The organism is Acinetobacter sp. C26M, assembly GCF_023702675.1.
GTDB lineage: Bacteria > Pseudomonadota > Gammaproteobacteria > Pseudomonadales > Moraxellaceae > Acinetobacter.
In genome coordinates, this window is record NZ_CP098478.1 from 323,972 (window position 1) to 340,100 (window position 16,129).

General features: G+C 38.4%; 13 protein-coding genes. 7 read left to right on the forward strand and 6 right to left on the reverse strand.

The genetic code is table 11. The features are described 5' to 3' along the window. Positions 1-786: 786 nt before the first annotated feature. A complete protein-coding gene (locus NDN11_RS01510; protein ID WP_251110582.1) occupies positions 787-2,427 on the forward strand; it encodes a PglL family O-oligosaccharyltransferase in 1,641 nt (546 codons plus the stop codon). A gap of 51 nt (positions 2,428-2,478) precedes the next feature. Here the strand turns inward: NDN11_RS01510 and bfr are convergent, their stop codons facing one another. From bfr to gmk, 6 genes are all read right to left on the reverse strand, one after another. Next, on the reverse strand, positions 2,479-2,943 hold the full coding sequence (gene bfr, locus NDN11_RS01515) for a heteropolymeric bacterioferritin subunit Bfr (protein ID WP_004657459.1): 465 nt from the start codon (positions 2,941-2,943) through the stop codon (positions 2,479-2,481). Positions 2,944-3,188: 245 nt separating this feature from the next. Next, positions 3,189-3,383, reverse strand: coding sequence for a bacterioferritin-associated ferredoxin (locus NDN11_RS01520; RefSeq protein WP_004776027.1), 195 nt, complete (start codon positions 3,381-3,383; stop codon positions 3,189-3,191). A 171-nt stretch (positions 3,384-3,554) separates the two neighbouring features. Next, entirely contained in the window at positions 3,555-3,935 is a 381-nt protein-coding gene (gene ridA / locus NDN11_RS01525) for a deaminase RidA (RefSeq protein ID WP_004657462.1), read from the reverse strand. Positions 3,936-4,100: 165 nt separating this feature from the next. Then, the gene (locus NDN11_RS01530) at positions 4,101-6,218 is read right to left on the reverse strand and encodes a RelA/SpoT family protein (RefSeq protein ID WP_251110583.1); all 2,118 of its coding nucleotides are present in this window, start codon (positions 6,216-6,218) and stop codon (positions 4,101-4,103) included. Positions 6,219-6,546: 328 nt separating this feature from the next. Then, a complete protein-coding gene (gene rpoZ, locus NDN11_RS01535; protein ID WP_004803954.1) occupies positions 6,547-6,825 on the reverse strand; it encodes a DNA-directed RNA polymerase subunit omega in 279 nt (92 codons plus the stop codon). 73 nt (positions 6,826-6,898) lie between these two features. Then, on the reverse strand, positions 6,899-7,522 hold the full coding sequence (gene gmk, locus NDN11_RS01540; RefSeq protein ID WP_167248623.1) for a guanylate kinase: 624 nt from the start codon (positions 7,520-7,522) through the stop codon (positions 6,899-6,901). 103 nt (positions 7,523-7,625) lie between these two features. Between gmk and ispH the strand changes: the two genes are divergently transcribed. The 6 genes from ispH (at position 7,626) to NDN11_RS01570 (ending at position 16,128) form a co-directional block, all read left to right on the forward strand. After that, a complete protein-coding gene (gene ispH, locus NDN11_RS01545) occupies positions 7,626-8,576 on the forward strand; it encodes a 4-hydroxy-3-methylbut-2-enyl diphosphate reductase (RefSeq protein ID WP_251110584.1) in 951 nt (316 codons plus the stop codon). A 140-nt stretch (positions 8,577-8,716) separates the two neighbouring features. Beyond that, on the forward strand, positions 8,717-9,280 hold the full coding sequence (locus NDN11_RS01550) for a pilus assembly FimT family protein (RefSeq protein WP_251110585.1): 564 nt from the start codon (positions 8,717-8,719) through the stop codon (positions 9,278-9,280). Next, positions 9,277-9,816, forward strand: coding sequence for a type IV pilus modification protein PilV (gene pilV / locus NDN11_RS01555; protein ID WP_251110586.1), 540 nt, complete (start codon positions 9,277-9,279; stop codon positions 9,814-9,816). Before NDN11_RS01550 ends, pilV begins: the two co-directional genes overlap by 4 nt. Before the next feature lie 124 nt (positions 9,817-9,940). After that, positions 9,941-10,867, forward strand: a complete 927-nt coding sequence (locus tag NDN11_RS01560; RefSeq protein WP_251111464.1) for a PilW family protein — start codon at positions 9,941-9,943, stop codon at positions 10,865-10,867. A 10-nt stretch (positions 10,868-10,877) separates the two neighbouring features. Beyond that, positions 10,878-11,630, forward strand: a complete 753-nt coding sequence (locus NDN11_RS01565; RefSeq protein WP_251110587.1) for a pilus assembly PilX family protein — start codon at positions 10,878-10,880, stop codon at positions 11,628-11,630. 16 nt (positions 11,631-11,646) lie between these two features. Then, complete coding sequence (locus NDN11_RS01570; protein WP_251119299.1) at positions 11,647-16,128, forward strand: pilus assembly protein; 4,482 nt, start codon at positions 11,647-11,649, stop codon at positions 16,126-16,128. Position 16,129: the final 1 nt, after the last annotated feature.

Consider the following 16,129-nt stretch of genomic DNA (forward strand, 5'->3'; position numbering starts at 1 on the left):
TTTCCCCAGAAAATTTGTGTAAATTTTTATAAATTTATTTAATAAGAACAAAGTATAGATGAAATTTGTTACTTATTATAGTCTTTTACTCTCATTGCAATTGGTATAAATTTTTTTAGTGTAAGTAGTAAGTTTAACAATTTGTAACGAGTTCTATGGGCTTTGGATTGGTATTTTTTAGAACGATATCAAATTTTCTAATTAAGTATCCTTTAGACAACAAGACAACAAGACAACAAGACAACAAGACAACAAGACAACAAGACAACAAGACAACAAGACAACAAGACAACAAGACAACAAGACAACAAGACAACAAGACAACAAGACAACAAGACAACAAGACAACAAGACAACAAGACAACAGGCATGTTTTGTATAGAAAGAATGCTTTCTAGCGGTATCAATGTCTTTTTATTTGTGAAAAATTGAAGTATGTTTTTGAAAAATAAAGCTATATACATTATCACAATGAAGCTTTTTTAATTGTTACTAGTATCTTTGGAAATATTAAGAGTAAGGGAATTTAGTTTCCCAATCCAAGGGATTACTTTAACACTTGATTTCCCTGATTTTAGGTCAAGAAACTTAAAAATTATTTAATCGACTAGATTGTTAGAGGATATCAAGGTGTGTTGTATTTAGTAAAAGATATTAGGATGATGGAAGACTTTGATATAGATAATACTAATGTAAGTAATACAAAATGTAGTTTTTTCTACTGGAATAAGAGCTGCACAAAATCACTTCAGGCTATAATGGTTCAAATTTTCTTTTAAGATAAATATGCAAGCTTTGTGTTTTTTAATTGTTGGACTTTTGCTCAGCTTTGCTTGGCTTTCTCCATTTCATACGTATCCTTGGGTGACTTTTTCCAGTGAATTGGCGAGCTTTGGCGCAGCCTTGGCTGTAGGTGGTCTATTCTTTAATAAAAGCATAAAAATCCCAAGACCTCAAATTTTGATGTTGGGGATCGTCATAATTCCAATGTGTCAGTGGGCTTTGGGTTTGATCACTGATTTCAGTACGGCATTTCTCAGCTTCGCTTATCTATTTATGTTCTGGTTCATGATTATTGCAGGATATAACTTAAGCCTACAGGCTCGGCACCGCGAAAGGATTATGCTGGGTATAAGTTATTTATTACTCAGTATATCGTTTATCAGTGCCATTATGGCGATATTGCAGTGGCTGAATCTTGAAGCTTACTTTGATGCAGTCATGAAGCTGAGAGGAAACAGACCGTATGCTAATTTTGGGCAACCGAATAATCTGGCAACCTTCTTAATTATGGGCTTAATGGGAGGCTTATATTTATATGAGAAAAGAAGGCTTACCTTGTGGTTGTTAATTCCTACAAGTTTAGTCACGCTATTTGCAATTACACTGACTCAGTCGAGAACATCTTGGGTAGTCTGTATTTTTCTGTTCTTTTACTGGATTTTTAAACAATATAAAAACTCACCTCGATTTAATTTTCCGAGATTACTGCTCTGGGTAGGACTGTACTTTGTTATTGCGAGTTACTTACTCCCGCTGGTAACCCAATTACTCACCTCAAGTATTGATACTGGTGTCACACAAACAGCCTCAATTGCTCAGCGTGCAGGATCGGGGCATGAGCGAATCGGAATGTGGACACAAATTTTACATGCGATTGCTGAGAGACCTTGGTTTGGCTATGGTTGGAATCAAACCAGTATTGCTGTTTTTGAAAGTATTGATTTTAATACGGTGCAGGTTTGGTTTAACAGTGCACACAATATATTTCTGGATATTTTAGTCTGGAATGGTATCCCCCTTGGGTTTCTCATTATTGGGTATATTGGCTTATGGCTCTTCTGGCTGAATAAAAATGCCAAAGATACGACCTCAGTTCTTGCTATTTTAATGGTCTGTGCAATCCTGATTCATGCCATGTTGGAGTTTCCACAACGATATGCTTATTTTTTGCTTCCAATGGGTTTCCTCTTGGGGCTGATTCAAGCACAAACCCCGAATCTAAAAGCAATTGTTTTACATAAAAATGTGATTCGCTGTATTTGGCTCGTTGTAATTGTGATCTTGCTATTGATGTGGCGAGATTATAAGCTTTTTCAGGAAAATAGCAGTTTGGTTTTTAAAAAGCAGCAACCCACAGTTGAAATATTAGGAAGCTCAAAAATTTTACTGCTTACACAGTTTCAGCAGCGTTTGGATTGGATTGTCTTAAATCCAAAAACAATCATGTCTGAGGCAGATTTAACGCAACTTGGGGAAATGGTGAAGAATAAGGCGACACCTTATAACTTAAAAAAGTATGCGCAATTGCTGGTATACAATAAAAAGATCACTGAGGCAGAGCGGCAATTGGTTGTACTAAATCAGCTATATAAGCAGAAGCTGAGTTTGGCTGAGATTATCGAGCTGAATCATAAAACTCAGTAAAAATAAAAGCCCTAACGAGGGCTTTTATTTTTTAGATTTGGTCTAGCTAGATTAGATTTGGCTTTGAATATAATTTTCAATGCCTACGTTTTCAACTAGATCAAGCTGGGTATCGAGCCAGTCCCAATATTCTTCTTCTTTCTCTAGAATCTCTTGGACTAAGTCTCGGGTCACATAATCTTGTTCTGCTTCAGCAAGTTCAACCGCTTGCTTGATTGCTTCAATATTTTCTTTAACTTTACGAATATCGCAGTTCAGAACTTCTTCAGTATGCTGACCAATATATAACTTACCTAAATGCTGTAAGTTAGGTAAACCTTCGAGAAATAAAATACGTTCAATTACTTTATCTGCATGTTTCATTTGACGAATAGATTCTTTGTATTCGGCTGAACCGAGTTGCTCAATTCCCCAATCATTAAACATACGAGAATGTAAGAAATATTGGTTGATCGCAGTTAAATGATGGTACAGCACCTGATTAAGCTGATTGATAACTTCGCGATTGCCTTTCATTGCTCTTACTCCAAAAACACCAGATGATGCCCTAGTTGCTAAGGCAATTTATATTATATTAATCAACAAACAATAATCTGGCGAGTAATTTATAGAACGGCAAATGAAAATCACAATCAAAAACATCCTAATATGATTCTGATTTTTATAAAAAAACCGCTTTGATGAGGAACTTTTAAGGTTCTACAAGAAGCGGTGGAGTCGTAAAATGTGAATTGAATCTTATGGATTTTTTTATAAATAAACTAAGCAGCTATAGAGATGCGTGCCGCAATTTCAGCAAGTTCATCACTAATAATTGCACGAGCTTCAGGAGCACAACGACCACAACATGTACCTAGGTCGAGTAGATCACGGATTTCACGATAGCTTTCAGCGCCATTTGCAACGGCGTCTTTGATATCTTGATCTGTAATTCCACGACATAAACAAACATACATGGGAGTGAGCCACAAATATAAATGCGATAATTGATATTATTGATAATTATTATCGTTTGTCAATGAATTTCATTCTAACAATGCATATATTCTTATTGAGAATTTGAATAAAAAAATACCACATCATCGGTGGTATTTTTTAAAGTTTATATCTTTTTGATAAATATCAGCTTATGGAATGATGACAATCCCATCCATTTCAACTAAGGCACCTTTCGGTAGGCTGGCAACACCCAATGCTGCGCGGGCAGGATAGGGTTGAGCAAAGTATTCACCCATGATCTGGTTAACTAACTGAAAGTGAGACAGATCGGTAAGGAAGATGTTCAGTTTGGCAATGTCAGCTAAACTACCACCCGCAGCAGTACATACTGCTTTTAAGTTATCAAATACACGACGGATTTGGGCTTCAATGCCTTCTACAAGTTCCATACTGTATGGGTCTAAACCAATTTGTCCTGAAAGGTAGAGTGTATTGCCAACCAGAATTGCTTGAGAATATGTTCCGATAGCAGCAGGGGCGTGTTCAGTATGAATAACTTGGCGTGACATTTAGCTCTCCTAGGTCGTTTTTCTATCTTAAACCATGCGACTTTAACACAAAAATTCAAGCACGAAAGTCTTGAATACTGTGTAGTCGCTCTTGTATAGATATATTGTTAGAACTTTTATGTCTATAAAATGCTTTAGATATTGATTTCACCACTGCGCTGGCATTTAGTTTGTCGTTGCTAATTTTGAGACTTCAGGTTGCACACTGGGCATATTTAGACGTTCAATACGTGGGAAACCGAAGTGCATGCGTAAGTCTCGAATGATTTGTGCAATTTGATTTCGGTTACTGACCACGATGTTAACATAGGTTTTTTGGTCTTGAGAGTGAACCATTTCTACACCCGTTTTGGCTTTACGGCATTGATAGATCAAATCAGAGATTTGTTCATCATTCATGCCCATATGAATACATAAGTAAGCACTAAAACGAACATCATCAATTTCTTCGGATTGCCAATGCAACGGCATGATGTTTTCTGGATGTAGATGTTGTTCATGCAGTAAATTACGACAACGTGAGCGATGCACGATTAAACCGCGTCGAGATAGGTGTCCTTGGATTGGATCACCAAGAACAGGGTTGCAGCAATGCGCATATTTTACATCAACACCTTCTGTACCTAAAATCAGACGATCTGATGCTTCATTATGTTGTGAGTGGTAATCCTGTGCAAATAAATGATTTGCAACCAACTGTGGTAATAGATCACCCACCGCAATCTGTTCGAACAGCGTATCTTTACTACTTAAATGTCGCCACTCAAGTACATTCATCCAGTCGGTTGGTGATAGATCATCAATTGAACGCTGGAATAATTTTAAAGCACGATTTAGAGCTTGTTGTCCAACCAAGCGTTGCTCATCAATATCTTGCTCTCTAAGCATGTTTTGCAGCGCACGACGTGCTTTTTGGGTATTAATAAAGCTGAGCCAGTCTGGGTTTGGTGTTGCTAATACATCAGTAATGATTTCAACCACTTGTCCACTGTGCAATGGTGTCGATAGTGGACGGATTTCTCCATCAACTTTGGCGCCAACAGCGTGGTTGCCTAAAAACAGGCTGGCTGAATAAGCAAAATCAACTACGGTTGCACCTTGTGGTAATTCATGTAGTTGACCATGAGGGGTATAAACCCAAATTTTTTCTTGGTGCAAATAATCGAGCAGATCACTAAAGGTGGTCTTCGCACAGCCACTATCAATTAAGGTATTCAAGTTCTGCATAGACGCTTGAATGGCTGAACGACAGGCTTGCGGTGCATTTTCACCAAGCACCACACCAAAACGGGCGGCTTTACGCATCAGTTCGGTTTGAATGGTCAATGAAAGTGTGGTTTTTTCACCTTTAAGTTTGATCATTAATGACTGATTGCCACCGGGTAACGGGCGGCGAATATGGTCGCTATATTGTAAGACTTGGAAATTATCTTTCAGGGCTTCAATTAAGCGGTCACAATCTGCGATGCTTTGTAAAATAATTTCAAAGGCATGGCTGTGACTGAGCTCATTTAAGTCAATTTCATTTTTAATAAAATGGCGTAGTAATTCGATATTGTTGTTTTTCTTCTTGATTCGGCCTTTTAGGTCATATGCTTTTAACAGTTCAGAGAGCTTCTGTTCCCATACAGCCTGATATTCGCAACGTTTAGGCTTGGTTTCCAGCAATGCAGTTTGTACATCATTAAACATATCTAAATCGAGATTTTGATAACACAGATGCTCAAGGTTATCTGCCATCTCATTCATACCAACAAGCCGAGCCATAGGTACAAAAATATCTAATGTTTCTTGTGCAATACGGGCGCGCTTATCTGGACGCAGTGCGCCTAAGGTGGTCATGTTGTGATAGCGATCGGCTAATTTAATGATAATGACACGAGGGTCTTGTAGCGTCGCTTGTAAAATTTTTCGGAAGGATGCGGCTTTGTTATATTCCTTATCGCTGGAATGGCTGAGTTTAGTAACACCATCGACCAGTTCTGCGACCACTAAACCGTATTTTTGCCCAATTTCATCTTTAGTAAATTCAGTGTCTTCAATCACATCATGTAATAAGGCAGCCATCAGTGTATCGGCATCGAGACGCATATGCGCCAAAATACAACTCACTGCAATAGGATGCAGTACATAAGGTTCACCACTTTTACGGGTAATACCGCTATGCGCTAAATCAGCAAAATCACAGGCCGCAAGCACTCGTTGAACGTCACTATCTTTGAGATAGGCTTCAATAATTGCTCTGAGCTGCTGCTTGGCTTGGCTGACCTCTTCGCCTGGCATATGACACCTTTTATAACCTAAATTCAGAAATGCTATGTCTGCTGATACTTCAGCGATATATTGCGTTGATAATTTACGTATTCAATGCATGATGAATGTCGTAAACCTCATTTGATCCACTGAAAACTTACTTTTAACCTAAATATTCGCAAACATTACGTCTATCTTCTAATGAAAAGCAAATTGAGAAACTTGTCAATTTGTTCATTATAAAAACTCGTAAATTTTTTCAATCACGGATATTGCTTTTATCAATATGTACTGAATTTTGCAAGAAAGAAAAAAGCCCAAAGTCTTCACAATGGGCTTTACGCGTAACAAATTCGATTTAGAAAGTGAAACCTTCTAAGTTTAATGAATTTGTAGACAGTACCATATCAAGGTTTGATGTCTGGTAGTCTTGATCGCGTTGTTTTAAAATTTCTTTAGTGACATGACCAATTGCAATTTCACGCAATGCAACGACTGTTGGTTTGTCATTGTCCCATTCTACAGTTGGTTCCATACCTTGACGTGCTAATTGACGTGCACGTTTACTCGCTACCAGTACTAACTCGAAGCGGTTATCTACATGGTCTAAACAATCTTCAACGGTTACACGTGCCATAAGTTGTCTCGTTTGATGAACATTACATTTGAAAAGACTGAGTAGTATAAAAGGCTTTTAGGCTAGACTCAAGTTATTCGCGATCAAGGGTAAGCAAGTTTTCGATTAATTGTTGATGGCGCGCACTTTGTTGCAAAGTGACTAAACGATTTGCAGCAATAATCGCTTCTAAATCATGAACCGCTTTATTGAAATCATCATTAATAATGACATAGTCAAAACTTGCATAATGACGCATATCTTCAACTGCACAACTTAAACGATGCTCAATCACCTCAACAGAATCTGTACCACGATTTGAAAGGCGCTGTCTTAAATCATACTGTGTTGGAGGTAGGATAAATATTTGTTTTGATTCAGGGAAAAGTCGACGAACCTGTTCAGCACCTTGCCAGTCAATTTCAAGTAAAACATCATGACCTTGTAGTAGTTGTTCTTTTACTTTGGCTTGGGAGGTACCGTAATAATTTCCGAATACTTCCGCATATTCAATGAAACCGCCTTCATTAACCTGTGCTAAAAAGCTTTCTTTATTGGTAAAATGATAGTGAACACCATCGAGTTCACCAGGGCGTTGACCGCGTGTAGTGTGTGAGACAGAAACGTGTAAGTTGCTGACTCGATCGAGTAGGGCTTTAACCAAAGATGTTTTGCCTGTTCCTGAGGCTGCAGAAACGACAAACAATAGACCCGACATGATATTTTTCCTGAATATGATAAAATATCTTGGCTATTGTAGTGTAGCGTGCCATTAAACGAAATAGTTTGGTGTAAAAATTCAGTTGATGAGAGAGGATGTTATGGAAATCGTGTTGGCCAATCCACGAGGCTTTTGTGCTGGTGTTGACCGTGCTATAGCAATCGTCAATCGGGCACTGGAGTGTTTTAACCCGCCTATTTATGTACGCCATGAAGTGGTGCATAACAAATTTGTGGTCGATGATTTACGTCAGCGTGGTGCTGTTTTTGTCGATGAGTTGGATCAGGTTCCTGATGATTCTATTGTGATTTTTAGTGCACATGGCGTATCTAAAGCGGTACAACAAGAAGCTGATCGTCGTGGTTTAAAAGTATTTGATGCGACCTGTCCATTAGTGACTAAAGTTCATATTGAAGTGACGAAATATGCACGTGAAGGGACCGAAGCCATTCTGATTGGTCATGAAGGCCATCCAGAAGTTGAAGGTACCATGGGTCAGTATGATAAAACCAAAGGTGGCGCAATTTATCTAGTCGAAGATGAACAAGATGTTGAAGCCTTAATGGTAAATCATCCAGATAAGGTCGCTTTTGTAACGCAAACTACACTTTCAATCGATGATACCGCCAAAGTAATTGATGCGTTGCGGACCAAATTCCCAAAAATTCAAGGCCCACGTAAAGATGATATTTGCTATGCCACCCAGAACCGTCAAGATGCGGTACGTGATTTGGCAGAGCAGTGTGATGTAGTTCTTGTTGTTGGTTCTCCAAACTCGTCAAACTCGAATCGCTTACGTGAATTGGCAGAGCGTATGGGGAAATCTGCTTACTTGGTTGATAATGCAGATCAGCTGGAAAAAGATTGGTTTAAATCGGAAAGCAAAATTGGTGTAACTGCGGGTGCATCGGCACCAGAAATTCTAATTAAACAAGTGATTCAGCGTTTACAAGATTGGGGTGCAACACCACCCAAAGAGTTACAAGGACGAGAGGAAAATATCACTTTTAGTCTACCAAAAGAGTTGCGTATCCAAGTGATACAAGCCTAATTTTATTAGAAAAATGTGAAATGGAAACGGATGGATTGCACTCCATCCGTTTTTTTTTGGTGCTTATCTGCTTTGTATTGGTTCTGTAAAAATAAAATTTAATATAGAGTAGTGAATTTTAATAATAGGGTGCTGGGGAAATGGGGAAAACTCGGGGATTCACCTTAATTGAGTTACTAGTGACGATTGCGGTGTTGGCTGTGATTGCGATGATGGCTGTTCCTTCGTTTGGTAATTTAATTGCGAGAAAGAAACTAGAGACAAAAGCGAAAGAATATGCTTTGTTTTTTGGTGAGGTGAGAGGTAAGGCAATTGGATTGCAAAAAGAAATAACAATCAAAAAGTGCCCTATAGTCAGTCAAAATGAAGAATGTCCGTTGAATACAGCAACGACATATTATCAGTCTGTGAAGGTAGGGAATTTGAATCTCACAAGTGATTATATGGATCATGGAGATGTGATTTTAAAATTTGGTGCAAATGGTTTAACGAGTTCTTTAAATACACGACCTATTCCTAATCCTAATTACATCGCTAGTAATCCGACAGATTTAACAACAAATCCTCCAACAAATCCTCCAACTATAGATGAGATTGTGCCAATTAAATTTACGTTGTGTGATTCAGTGCTAAAACAGAGCAAAATAATTTTAATTTCAAAAGTAGGTACTGTTGATAGTATTACCTCGGGGACTTGCACATGATAAAATTTTCTCAGCAAGGTGTTGGTTTAGTTGAGGTTTTGGTTGCACTTGTAATTTTGGCCTTAGGTGTACTCGGGTTCTCAGCTTTACAATTAAGAGCTTTAGATGCAGCACAAGAGGCTACAGAGCAGTCTATTGCAATGAATACCGCACGAGATTTAGCTGAAAGAATACGTGTAAATAGAACTGCTTTAGCTGCGTATAAAACGGCAATAAATACAAAAGCAGCCGATGACAGTAAGTTAACTTGCATTGGTACAGAAACTCGGAATGCTAGTCCAGCTACTAAAAAAATAGATGTACCTAAATGTAATCCCACAGTGATGGCACAACATGATGCGGCTGAAATTCTTAAGAAAATAAATGCCCAAGGACAGACAATTATTATTGCAAATTGTGTAGGAAGCTCTTTGAACTGTATTTATGTTGCTTGGGGTAAGACAATTATTACAGCGAGTAATATTAGTCAATGTGTTGATACTGGAACAGGTGTTTATCAAGCCGATACCAAGTGTTTAGTTATGGAGGCATTCTAGAATGCGGTGTCGATTAACTAAATATAATTTAGAGAATAAATTTATCTCTACTTATGAGGATGATACTTTGCAAGTAAAAGCGCACTTTGCTCAGCGTTATTCTGGGTTTACTTTGGTTGAATTGATGGTTGCACTTGCTTTGGGGTTATTAGTGAGTGCAGTAGCAATTCAGCTATTTTTGACAAGCCAACGCAGTATTACGACTCAACAGGCAATGATGAATTTGCAAAATTCGACATTATTTGGTTTGGGTACAATGATTAATGACATTCGCTTAGCAAATTACAACTCATCCCAACCTTATGTTAATGACAGGGTTTTATATGGTGGTGTTGTACTTGCTGCAAATAATATATCTGCAAATTTACCTACTTTTACCATAAATTCAGGCTTGTTAACTCGGGGTTCAGTTGGTCCTTCAAATTTGAAAGACCAGCAAAGTGATCAGTTAGTTATTCAATATCATGTTAGTACGGCAAATCAATATGATTGTGAAGGTCGGGGCTTAGCTTCGGGTGACTATGTGGTGGAGCGCTATTTTTTAAGAGCTGATAACAATCGGAGTGATCCAAATCAACCTCTTGCCTTGGCCTGTAAGGCAGCTCGCTATACTGCGGCAAGTGCAAAAACGAATACGACATTAAATTTGGCTGGAAATGGTGAAATTATTATTCCTCGGGCTGATCACTTTAGTGTGAGATTAGGTGTTGCATTTGATGGAGCAAATTCGAGCTGTGATGCGGTTACAGAAACAGCTGCCAGTAGTATAGCTAATATTGCTCCTGATACTCGATTAGATTGTTTTAGTTATATGAATATTGAAAATTATCGAGCTTTAACAGGTGAAAAGCCTCAAATTGTTTCACTACAAATAGGTTTGCTTGTACGTTCAACAGATACTGGCGGAAATAATCAATTTTTTGATGCTGATCAAAAATATAAAGTTCTTAATGTTGATGAAAAGTTAAAGACAGATGATAAAAACAAACTTTATTTGCGTAGTGTAGTTACACAAACCATCGCGATACGTAATGGCTTTGGTATTCAGTAAGGAAGCTAGTATGAGAATGCAAAAAAGAAAAAAATCACAGTCTGGCTCGGTCCTTATTGTCGTATTAATTATGCTCGTTCTTGTTACTTTAGCTGGGACGTGGGCGATACGAGGGAGTATTAATTCTTTAAAAATTGCAACGAATGCCCAAGCTCAGGCTTTACTCAAACAAACGAGTGACTCTGTTTTTTTTACTTTGGAAAATAAAACAGATAATGAGCTTTCCTTTGCTCAAATGCGTATTGGTGATGGTATGTTGAATTATACCTTAAGACCTGAAAATAAAGGAAAAGAGCTTGTGTTTTGTATTCGTGGAGGGACCACGGATAACTTTGAAGGCAGTCGTTTGGCAAGCGTTGTTTATTGGGATGGAGCGACGATTAAAAATACAGAAATGGGGAAAAATGGTTTCTGTCAAATGAGTCGCATAACAGATTTTTTGAGTAGCCGTAATGCTGTAATGACACAAGTAACGGTGCGGGCAGCTGCGAATGATCGCGATTGGGAACATATGATGGAAGGCGATGATAAAGAAAGTTCAAAAAGTACAGGTATTCAAAAGGTCACCATTACTGCTACTTCGCTTTTACCAAATTTGAGTGATAGTTCTCGCTCGGATATCAATACTTGCTTAACAGATTATACAAGTTTTGTTGATGATGGTGCTTCAAATGATACGGTTACTGATTGTTTGTCGAAGAAAAATGTTCCATATAGTACGCAAGAAATGGAATACACCATCAAGACTGTACGTGCATCCTAAAAAAGGAAAATAAATCATGAAAAAACTAGAAACTAAAAAAGTTTACCAAAATGATGCACGTTTAGAGGTGCAACAGAACAATTGGCTGAATCAGACAAAAGTAGGTATGGCGACTGCTGTAATTACATCGTTGATATGTACAAGTATACCAACTTACGCAGCTGACTTGGAAATTTATAAAGTTCCAGAGGATAGTGTTGGGGCAACAACACTTATGATGATGTTGGATTTATCAGGGAGTATGGGATACGGGCTCGGCTATTCAAATACGTCGATGAGTATTCAGGAAGATTATAATGTTTGTGTTGGTTCACGGACTAATGTTAAAGAAGATTCATCCTCAACTTCATATTATTCTCGTTATTATTGTGCTGTACCTGCCAACACTACAAGTCAAAAAGTTACGGGGTATTGGTCCCCTTCAGCAACAGATGCAAATCGAAAATGGGTAGCAGGTTGTGAAAAACAGTCTGATAATTCGTATAGATGTTATGACCGCTTAACTCGTTTAAAAGATGGTTTACGTCAAGTATTGGAAGGGACGTCAACAGTTCCACGAATTGATGATAAAATCATTATTGGCCTTTCTAGTTTTGCCTCAAATAATGGTTATATTCGCGTGCCAGCAAGAGCATTAAATGCTGAATCTGGAGTAACAAAACAGGTGCTGGTAACAAAAACAAGAACCGTTTATGACACTGTGCCAATTTATGAGACTCGACAGGAAGAATATGTTATCACTCCAGCAGTACCTGCATATAACCGCCTTTATTGGCGTCGAGTAACACTAACTTCTACTGGTACAAATTATCGTTATAGTACATGCTCGTGGAATACTACAACGAAAGTGTGTACGTCTTGGTCAAATCTTACATCAACCGTACCTAAGAACCCCAACTTTGATAGTAGTAAATTATCTACCTCATGTTCAATTAGTGGATATTATAATTGTCGGGAGTTCTATGATGTGATCCCAGCTGTTCCAGCTGTTATGGGAACAAGACCTATACAAGTTCAAATAGGTACTGAACAAGTGCCGCGTATAGAAACGTATACAGAATGGGAAACACAAAATGTATTACAGCGTGAATTATTACTAAACAGTTTAAAAAATCTAGATGCTAGTGGCGGTACGCCTACACCCTACGCATATGCAGAAGCTGCCGCTTATTTAATGGGGACAACAACTGTCACGACTATGCCAAATAATCTACAAGTCTATTTTGGTATGGATGATAATAGAGTGGGTAATAGTACAAGATATTATGCAAATTGTACGGTCTGGAGTGAAACTAACTGTACAAGTTGGAGTTATTGGAATAATGCTGGTAGTGCTTTTACACCGCCACCAGGGTATACAAAAGCCACTAATAAATCTACCTTTGTTACTAGTGACGGAAATTCTTATACTGGGTATTACTATACTGGCCCTAGTCCCTATAATTATTCTGGTTTTGCTCTATCGTCATCAAATACACAGAAAGATGGATTGTATGAAAGTCCAGCTTCTATTACATCTCAGAAAAATAATTCAGCTAAAAAAGAGTGTAGTGGACAAGGTATATATTTCTTAACGGATGGACAACCTCAGCCTGGAGGAGTTGTTACTGGTTCAGATGGGAAGAGTGGCACAGCATATAGTTTGATGAGTACTGCTCTAGGTTCAAAATCAAGTTTATTTAGTTGCTCAGCAAGTCCTTTAGGCAAAAGAACTGGATATGATGCTCCGGCAAATGGCTGGGCTTGTGTTGGTAAATTTGCTCAAGCATTACTTGATCCAAATCAGAATCCAACAGCGCTGAAAATTCAGACAGCAGTGGTTGGCTTTGGCAGTAGCTTTGGTGGAGGAGCTACAGAGTCTGATGACATTAAGGATGCGAAAGACTGGGGTGTTGTTGGGGATGGTGGTTGGATCGCAGGTTCAAGTCCAGAAGACGTTTCTAAAAGTATTAATGACTTTATTAATAAATTAAATAAAGATGTACCAAGTATGAGTACAGGTTCATCAACAATTCCTATGGATGCTTTAAATCCTAGTATCATTCAATCTTATGCCTATTTCCCGCAATTTGAACCTAAAGTAAACCCTGCTGATCAACAACAACTTTGGTTTGGTAATTTAAAAAAATACTATGTTGTAAATAATGGGGTTTATTCCAGTGCAAGTGGTGGTACTACTAATACGGTTGTTTTGAGGAGTCAGTTGCAAGATTTGGCTGATATCTGGGCGAAATCAGGTATAACCTATCCAGAAAATACTCCAATTTATAAGAAAGGTGGTGCACTAAGCCAATTACTGTTAGGTACAGTAACTACAACGAATGATGACGGAGAGTCTAGCACGACAGCAGGACGTAAACTCCTAACGGATTACACATTTGATGGAACAAAAGATGAAGCTAATAGAGTCAGTCGGAATTTTTCTTTAAATCGTATTGATTATAATTACACCACTAATAATACAACGAAAACGGATGTTGCTTCTCGTGTAAGAGGGTTAATGGCACTGTTGGGATATAATATTAGTGCTGAAACTGCAACAAATAGTTTGGACTTAACTACAGCACCTGCAAATTTACGCCAAATGGGGAGTGTCTATCACTCACTTCCTATCCTTTTAACTCAAGAGGGTAAGGCGGTTGCGGAGACGAATGCAACGACAAATAAAGTGCAGATTAGTACAGTAGGGCGTAAAGACTATGTCATGTTCGGTACGACTCAAGGTTTATTAAGTGTCGTGGATGCTTCTAGTGGGGTTGAAAAATTTAGCTTTGTTCCAAAAGAAATGATTGAGAAGCAGTCTGAAACATTTAAGGAGAATGCTGGAAGCTTAGCTGGTGGAAAGAATGCTCTGTACTATGGAATGGATGGTGAATGGACAGCACATACGGTTTATGTCACTAAATCAGATGGTACTTTAACAGTTAAAGGAACTGTGCGTAATGTGATTGGCTCCACTAAAGAAGAAAAAGAGAACTTAAGTGGTAAACAATGGGTATATGGTGGTATGCGCATGGGTGGTCGGAGCTATTATTCATTAGATCTAACAGATATTGATACCCCTAAACTAAAATTCCATATCGACCCAAGCACAGGAAAAGTTTATTCTGCAGCACATCCTGAAGGTAAATCTTTTTCAGCAATAGAAAACATGGGGCAAAGCTGGTCTAAACCAAAAATCGATTATGTTAACTGGAAGGGTAAGCGGAAACTGGTGATGTTTGTTGGTGGGGGATACGATGCTGGTGGACCGCAGGGAGATGGTACTTGGGCTAATGGTATTCGTACCGGTTATACTGGTTATGAAATATATAACTATAAGCAAGGTAACAAGCGTGGTGCTGGTGTGTATATGTTTGATGCTGATAATGGTGATCTGTTATGGTATGCCGATGCAAATGCGGAACCTGATACTGAAACACCTACTTCTGGAGCAGGGACATCCACGACTGAAGCCATTCCCCATTTAGTTAATAATGATTTAACATACAGTATCGCCAGTGAGATTAAAACAGTAGACCGTAATAATGATGGTATGGTTGATCACATTTATTTTGGTGACTTAGCTGGACAAGCATTCCGTGTAGACTTTGCTCGTAGTAAAGAAAAATTTAATACTCAAGGTACAAAAATTTTAAACTTACACCAGACAGATGGAACGAGTCCTAGGTTCTATTTGCCGCCAGTATTTACTGCTCATCATAGTGCTGGTAAAAAAGAAGGAGCAAATGTAGTCGTTGTTAGCTTTATATCAGGAAATAAAAGTTCTCCATTACTAGCGACGAGTGACTCTCCAACAGCAACAGGTAAAACAGATCCATTAGGTTTGCAATTTGATGGTGTATATGCAATCTATGATTATGAAATTCATCCAGATGGGACTTTTTACCCAGCTTCACATGTTGCAGCGAGAACATTGGCTGCAACAGATATGGGAACAGCTTCGACAAGCCAGTTAAAATATATAAGTAATAATGATGTAGTTCGTAATGATACAGCTACTACTCTGGTGAAAGGTGCGGATGCAAATTCAGAATCAGGTTGGGGGGGCTGGTATTATCTTTTCGAGAAAAAATTCAGTTCAACAGGAGTGAACCGGGTAGATGCTGGACCAAGTATCATTAAGGGATTAGCACCCCTCATAGCAATGGAAGGTAACTTATATGTCACAATGTATGATGCATCGAATAATGGTACCTCATCAAGTTGTGGGGCTGGAGTAAAAGGACATAGCTTTACTCAACGTATATGCTTGCCGACAGGGGTTTGCTCTGAAGATGCAAATTATATGTATAACTTAGGCGCTGGTATTAATTCTTTAAATGTTGGCTCAGTTAGCGGGGGAGAAACGAAATCTATTGTTGTTCAAGACCCAGCAGATATTGGTGTAGGGTGTGTTGGAACTGCATGCAAGGCAGGACAGAAGTATATTACCGCTGGTGGTTCAATGCGTTTTATTCCAAATCGTTGGTATGAACGTTATGCCAAGGCGAATTAAG

Bases quoted from the DNA above. Each gene is read 5' to 3' on its own strand.
- NDN11_RS01520 (WP_004776027.1), bottom strand. From the start codon at position 3,383: ATGTATGTTTGTTTATGTCGTGGAATTACAGATCAAGATATCAAAGAC.
- ridA (WP_004657462.1), bottom strand. From the start codon at position 3,935: ATGTCACGCCAAGTTATTCATACTGAACACGCCCCTGCTGCTATCGGA.
- NDN11_RS01530 (WP_251110583.1), bottom strand. From the start codon at position 6,218: ATGCCAGGCGAAGAGGTCAGCCAAGCCAAGCAGCAGCTCAGAGCAATT.
- NDN11_RS01510 (WP_251110582.1), top strand. From the start codon at position 787: ATGCAAGCTTTGTGTTTTTTAATTGTTGGACTTTTGCTCAGCTTTGCT.
- NDN11_RS01570 (WP_251119299.1), top strand. From the start codon at position 11,647: ATGAAAAAACTAGAAACTAAAAAAGTTTACCAAAATGATGCACGTTTA.
- NDN11_RS01565 (WP_251110587.1), top strand. From the start codon at position 10,878: ATGAGAATGCAAAAAAGAAAAAAATCACAGTCTGGCTCGGTCCTTATT.
- NDN11_RS01550 (WP_251110585.1), top strand. From the start codon at position 8,717: ATGGGGAAAACTCGGGGATTCACCTTAATTGAGTTACTAGTGACGATT.
- rpoZ (WP_004803954.1), bottom strand. From the start codon at position 6,825: ATGGCACGTGTAACCGTTGAAGATTGTTTAGACCATGTAGATAACCGC.
- NDN11_RS01560 (WP_251111464.1), top strand. From the start codon at position 9,941: ATGGTTGCACTTGCTTTGGGGTTATTAGTGAGTGCAGTAGCAATTCAG.
- bfr (WP_004657459.1), bottom strand. From the start codon at position 2,943: ATGAAAGGCAATCGCGAAGTTATCAATCAGCTTAATCAGGTGCTGTAC.
- ispH (WP_251110584.1), top strand. From the start codon at position 7,626: ATGGAAATCGTGTTGGCCAATCCACGAGGCTTTTGTGCTGGTGTTGAC.
- gmk (WP_167248623.1), bottom strand. From the start codon at position 7,522: ATGTCGGGTCTATTGTTTGTCGTTTCTGCAGCCTCAGGAACAGGCAAA.
- pilV (WP_251110586.1), top strand. From the start codon at position 9,277: ATGATAAAATTTTCTCAGCAAGGTGTTGGTTTAGTTGAGGTTTTGGTT.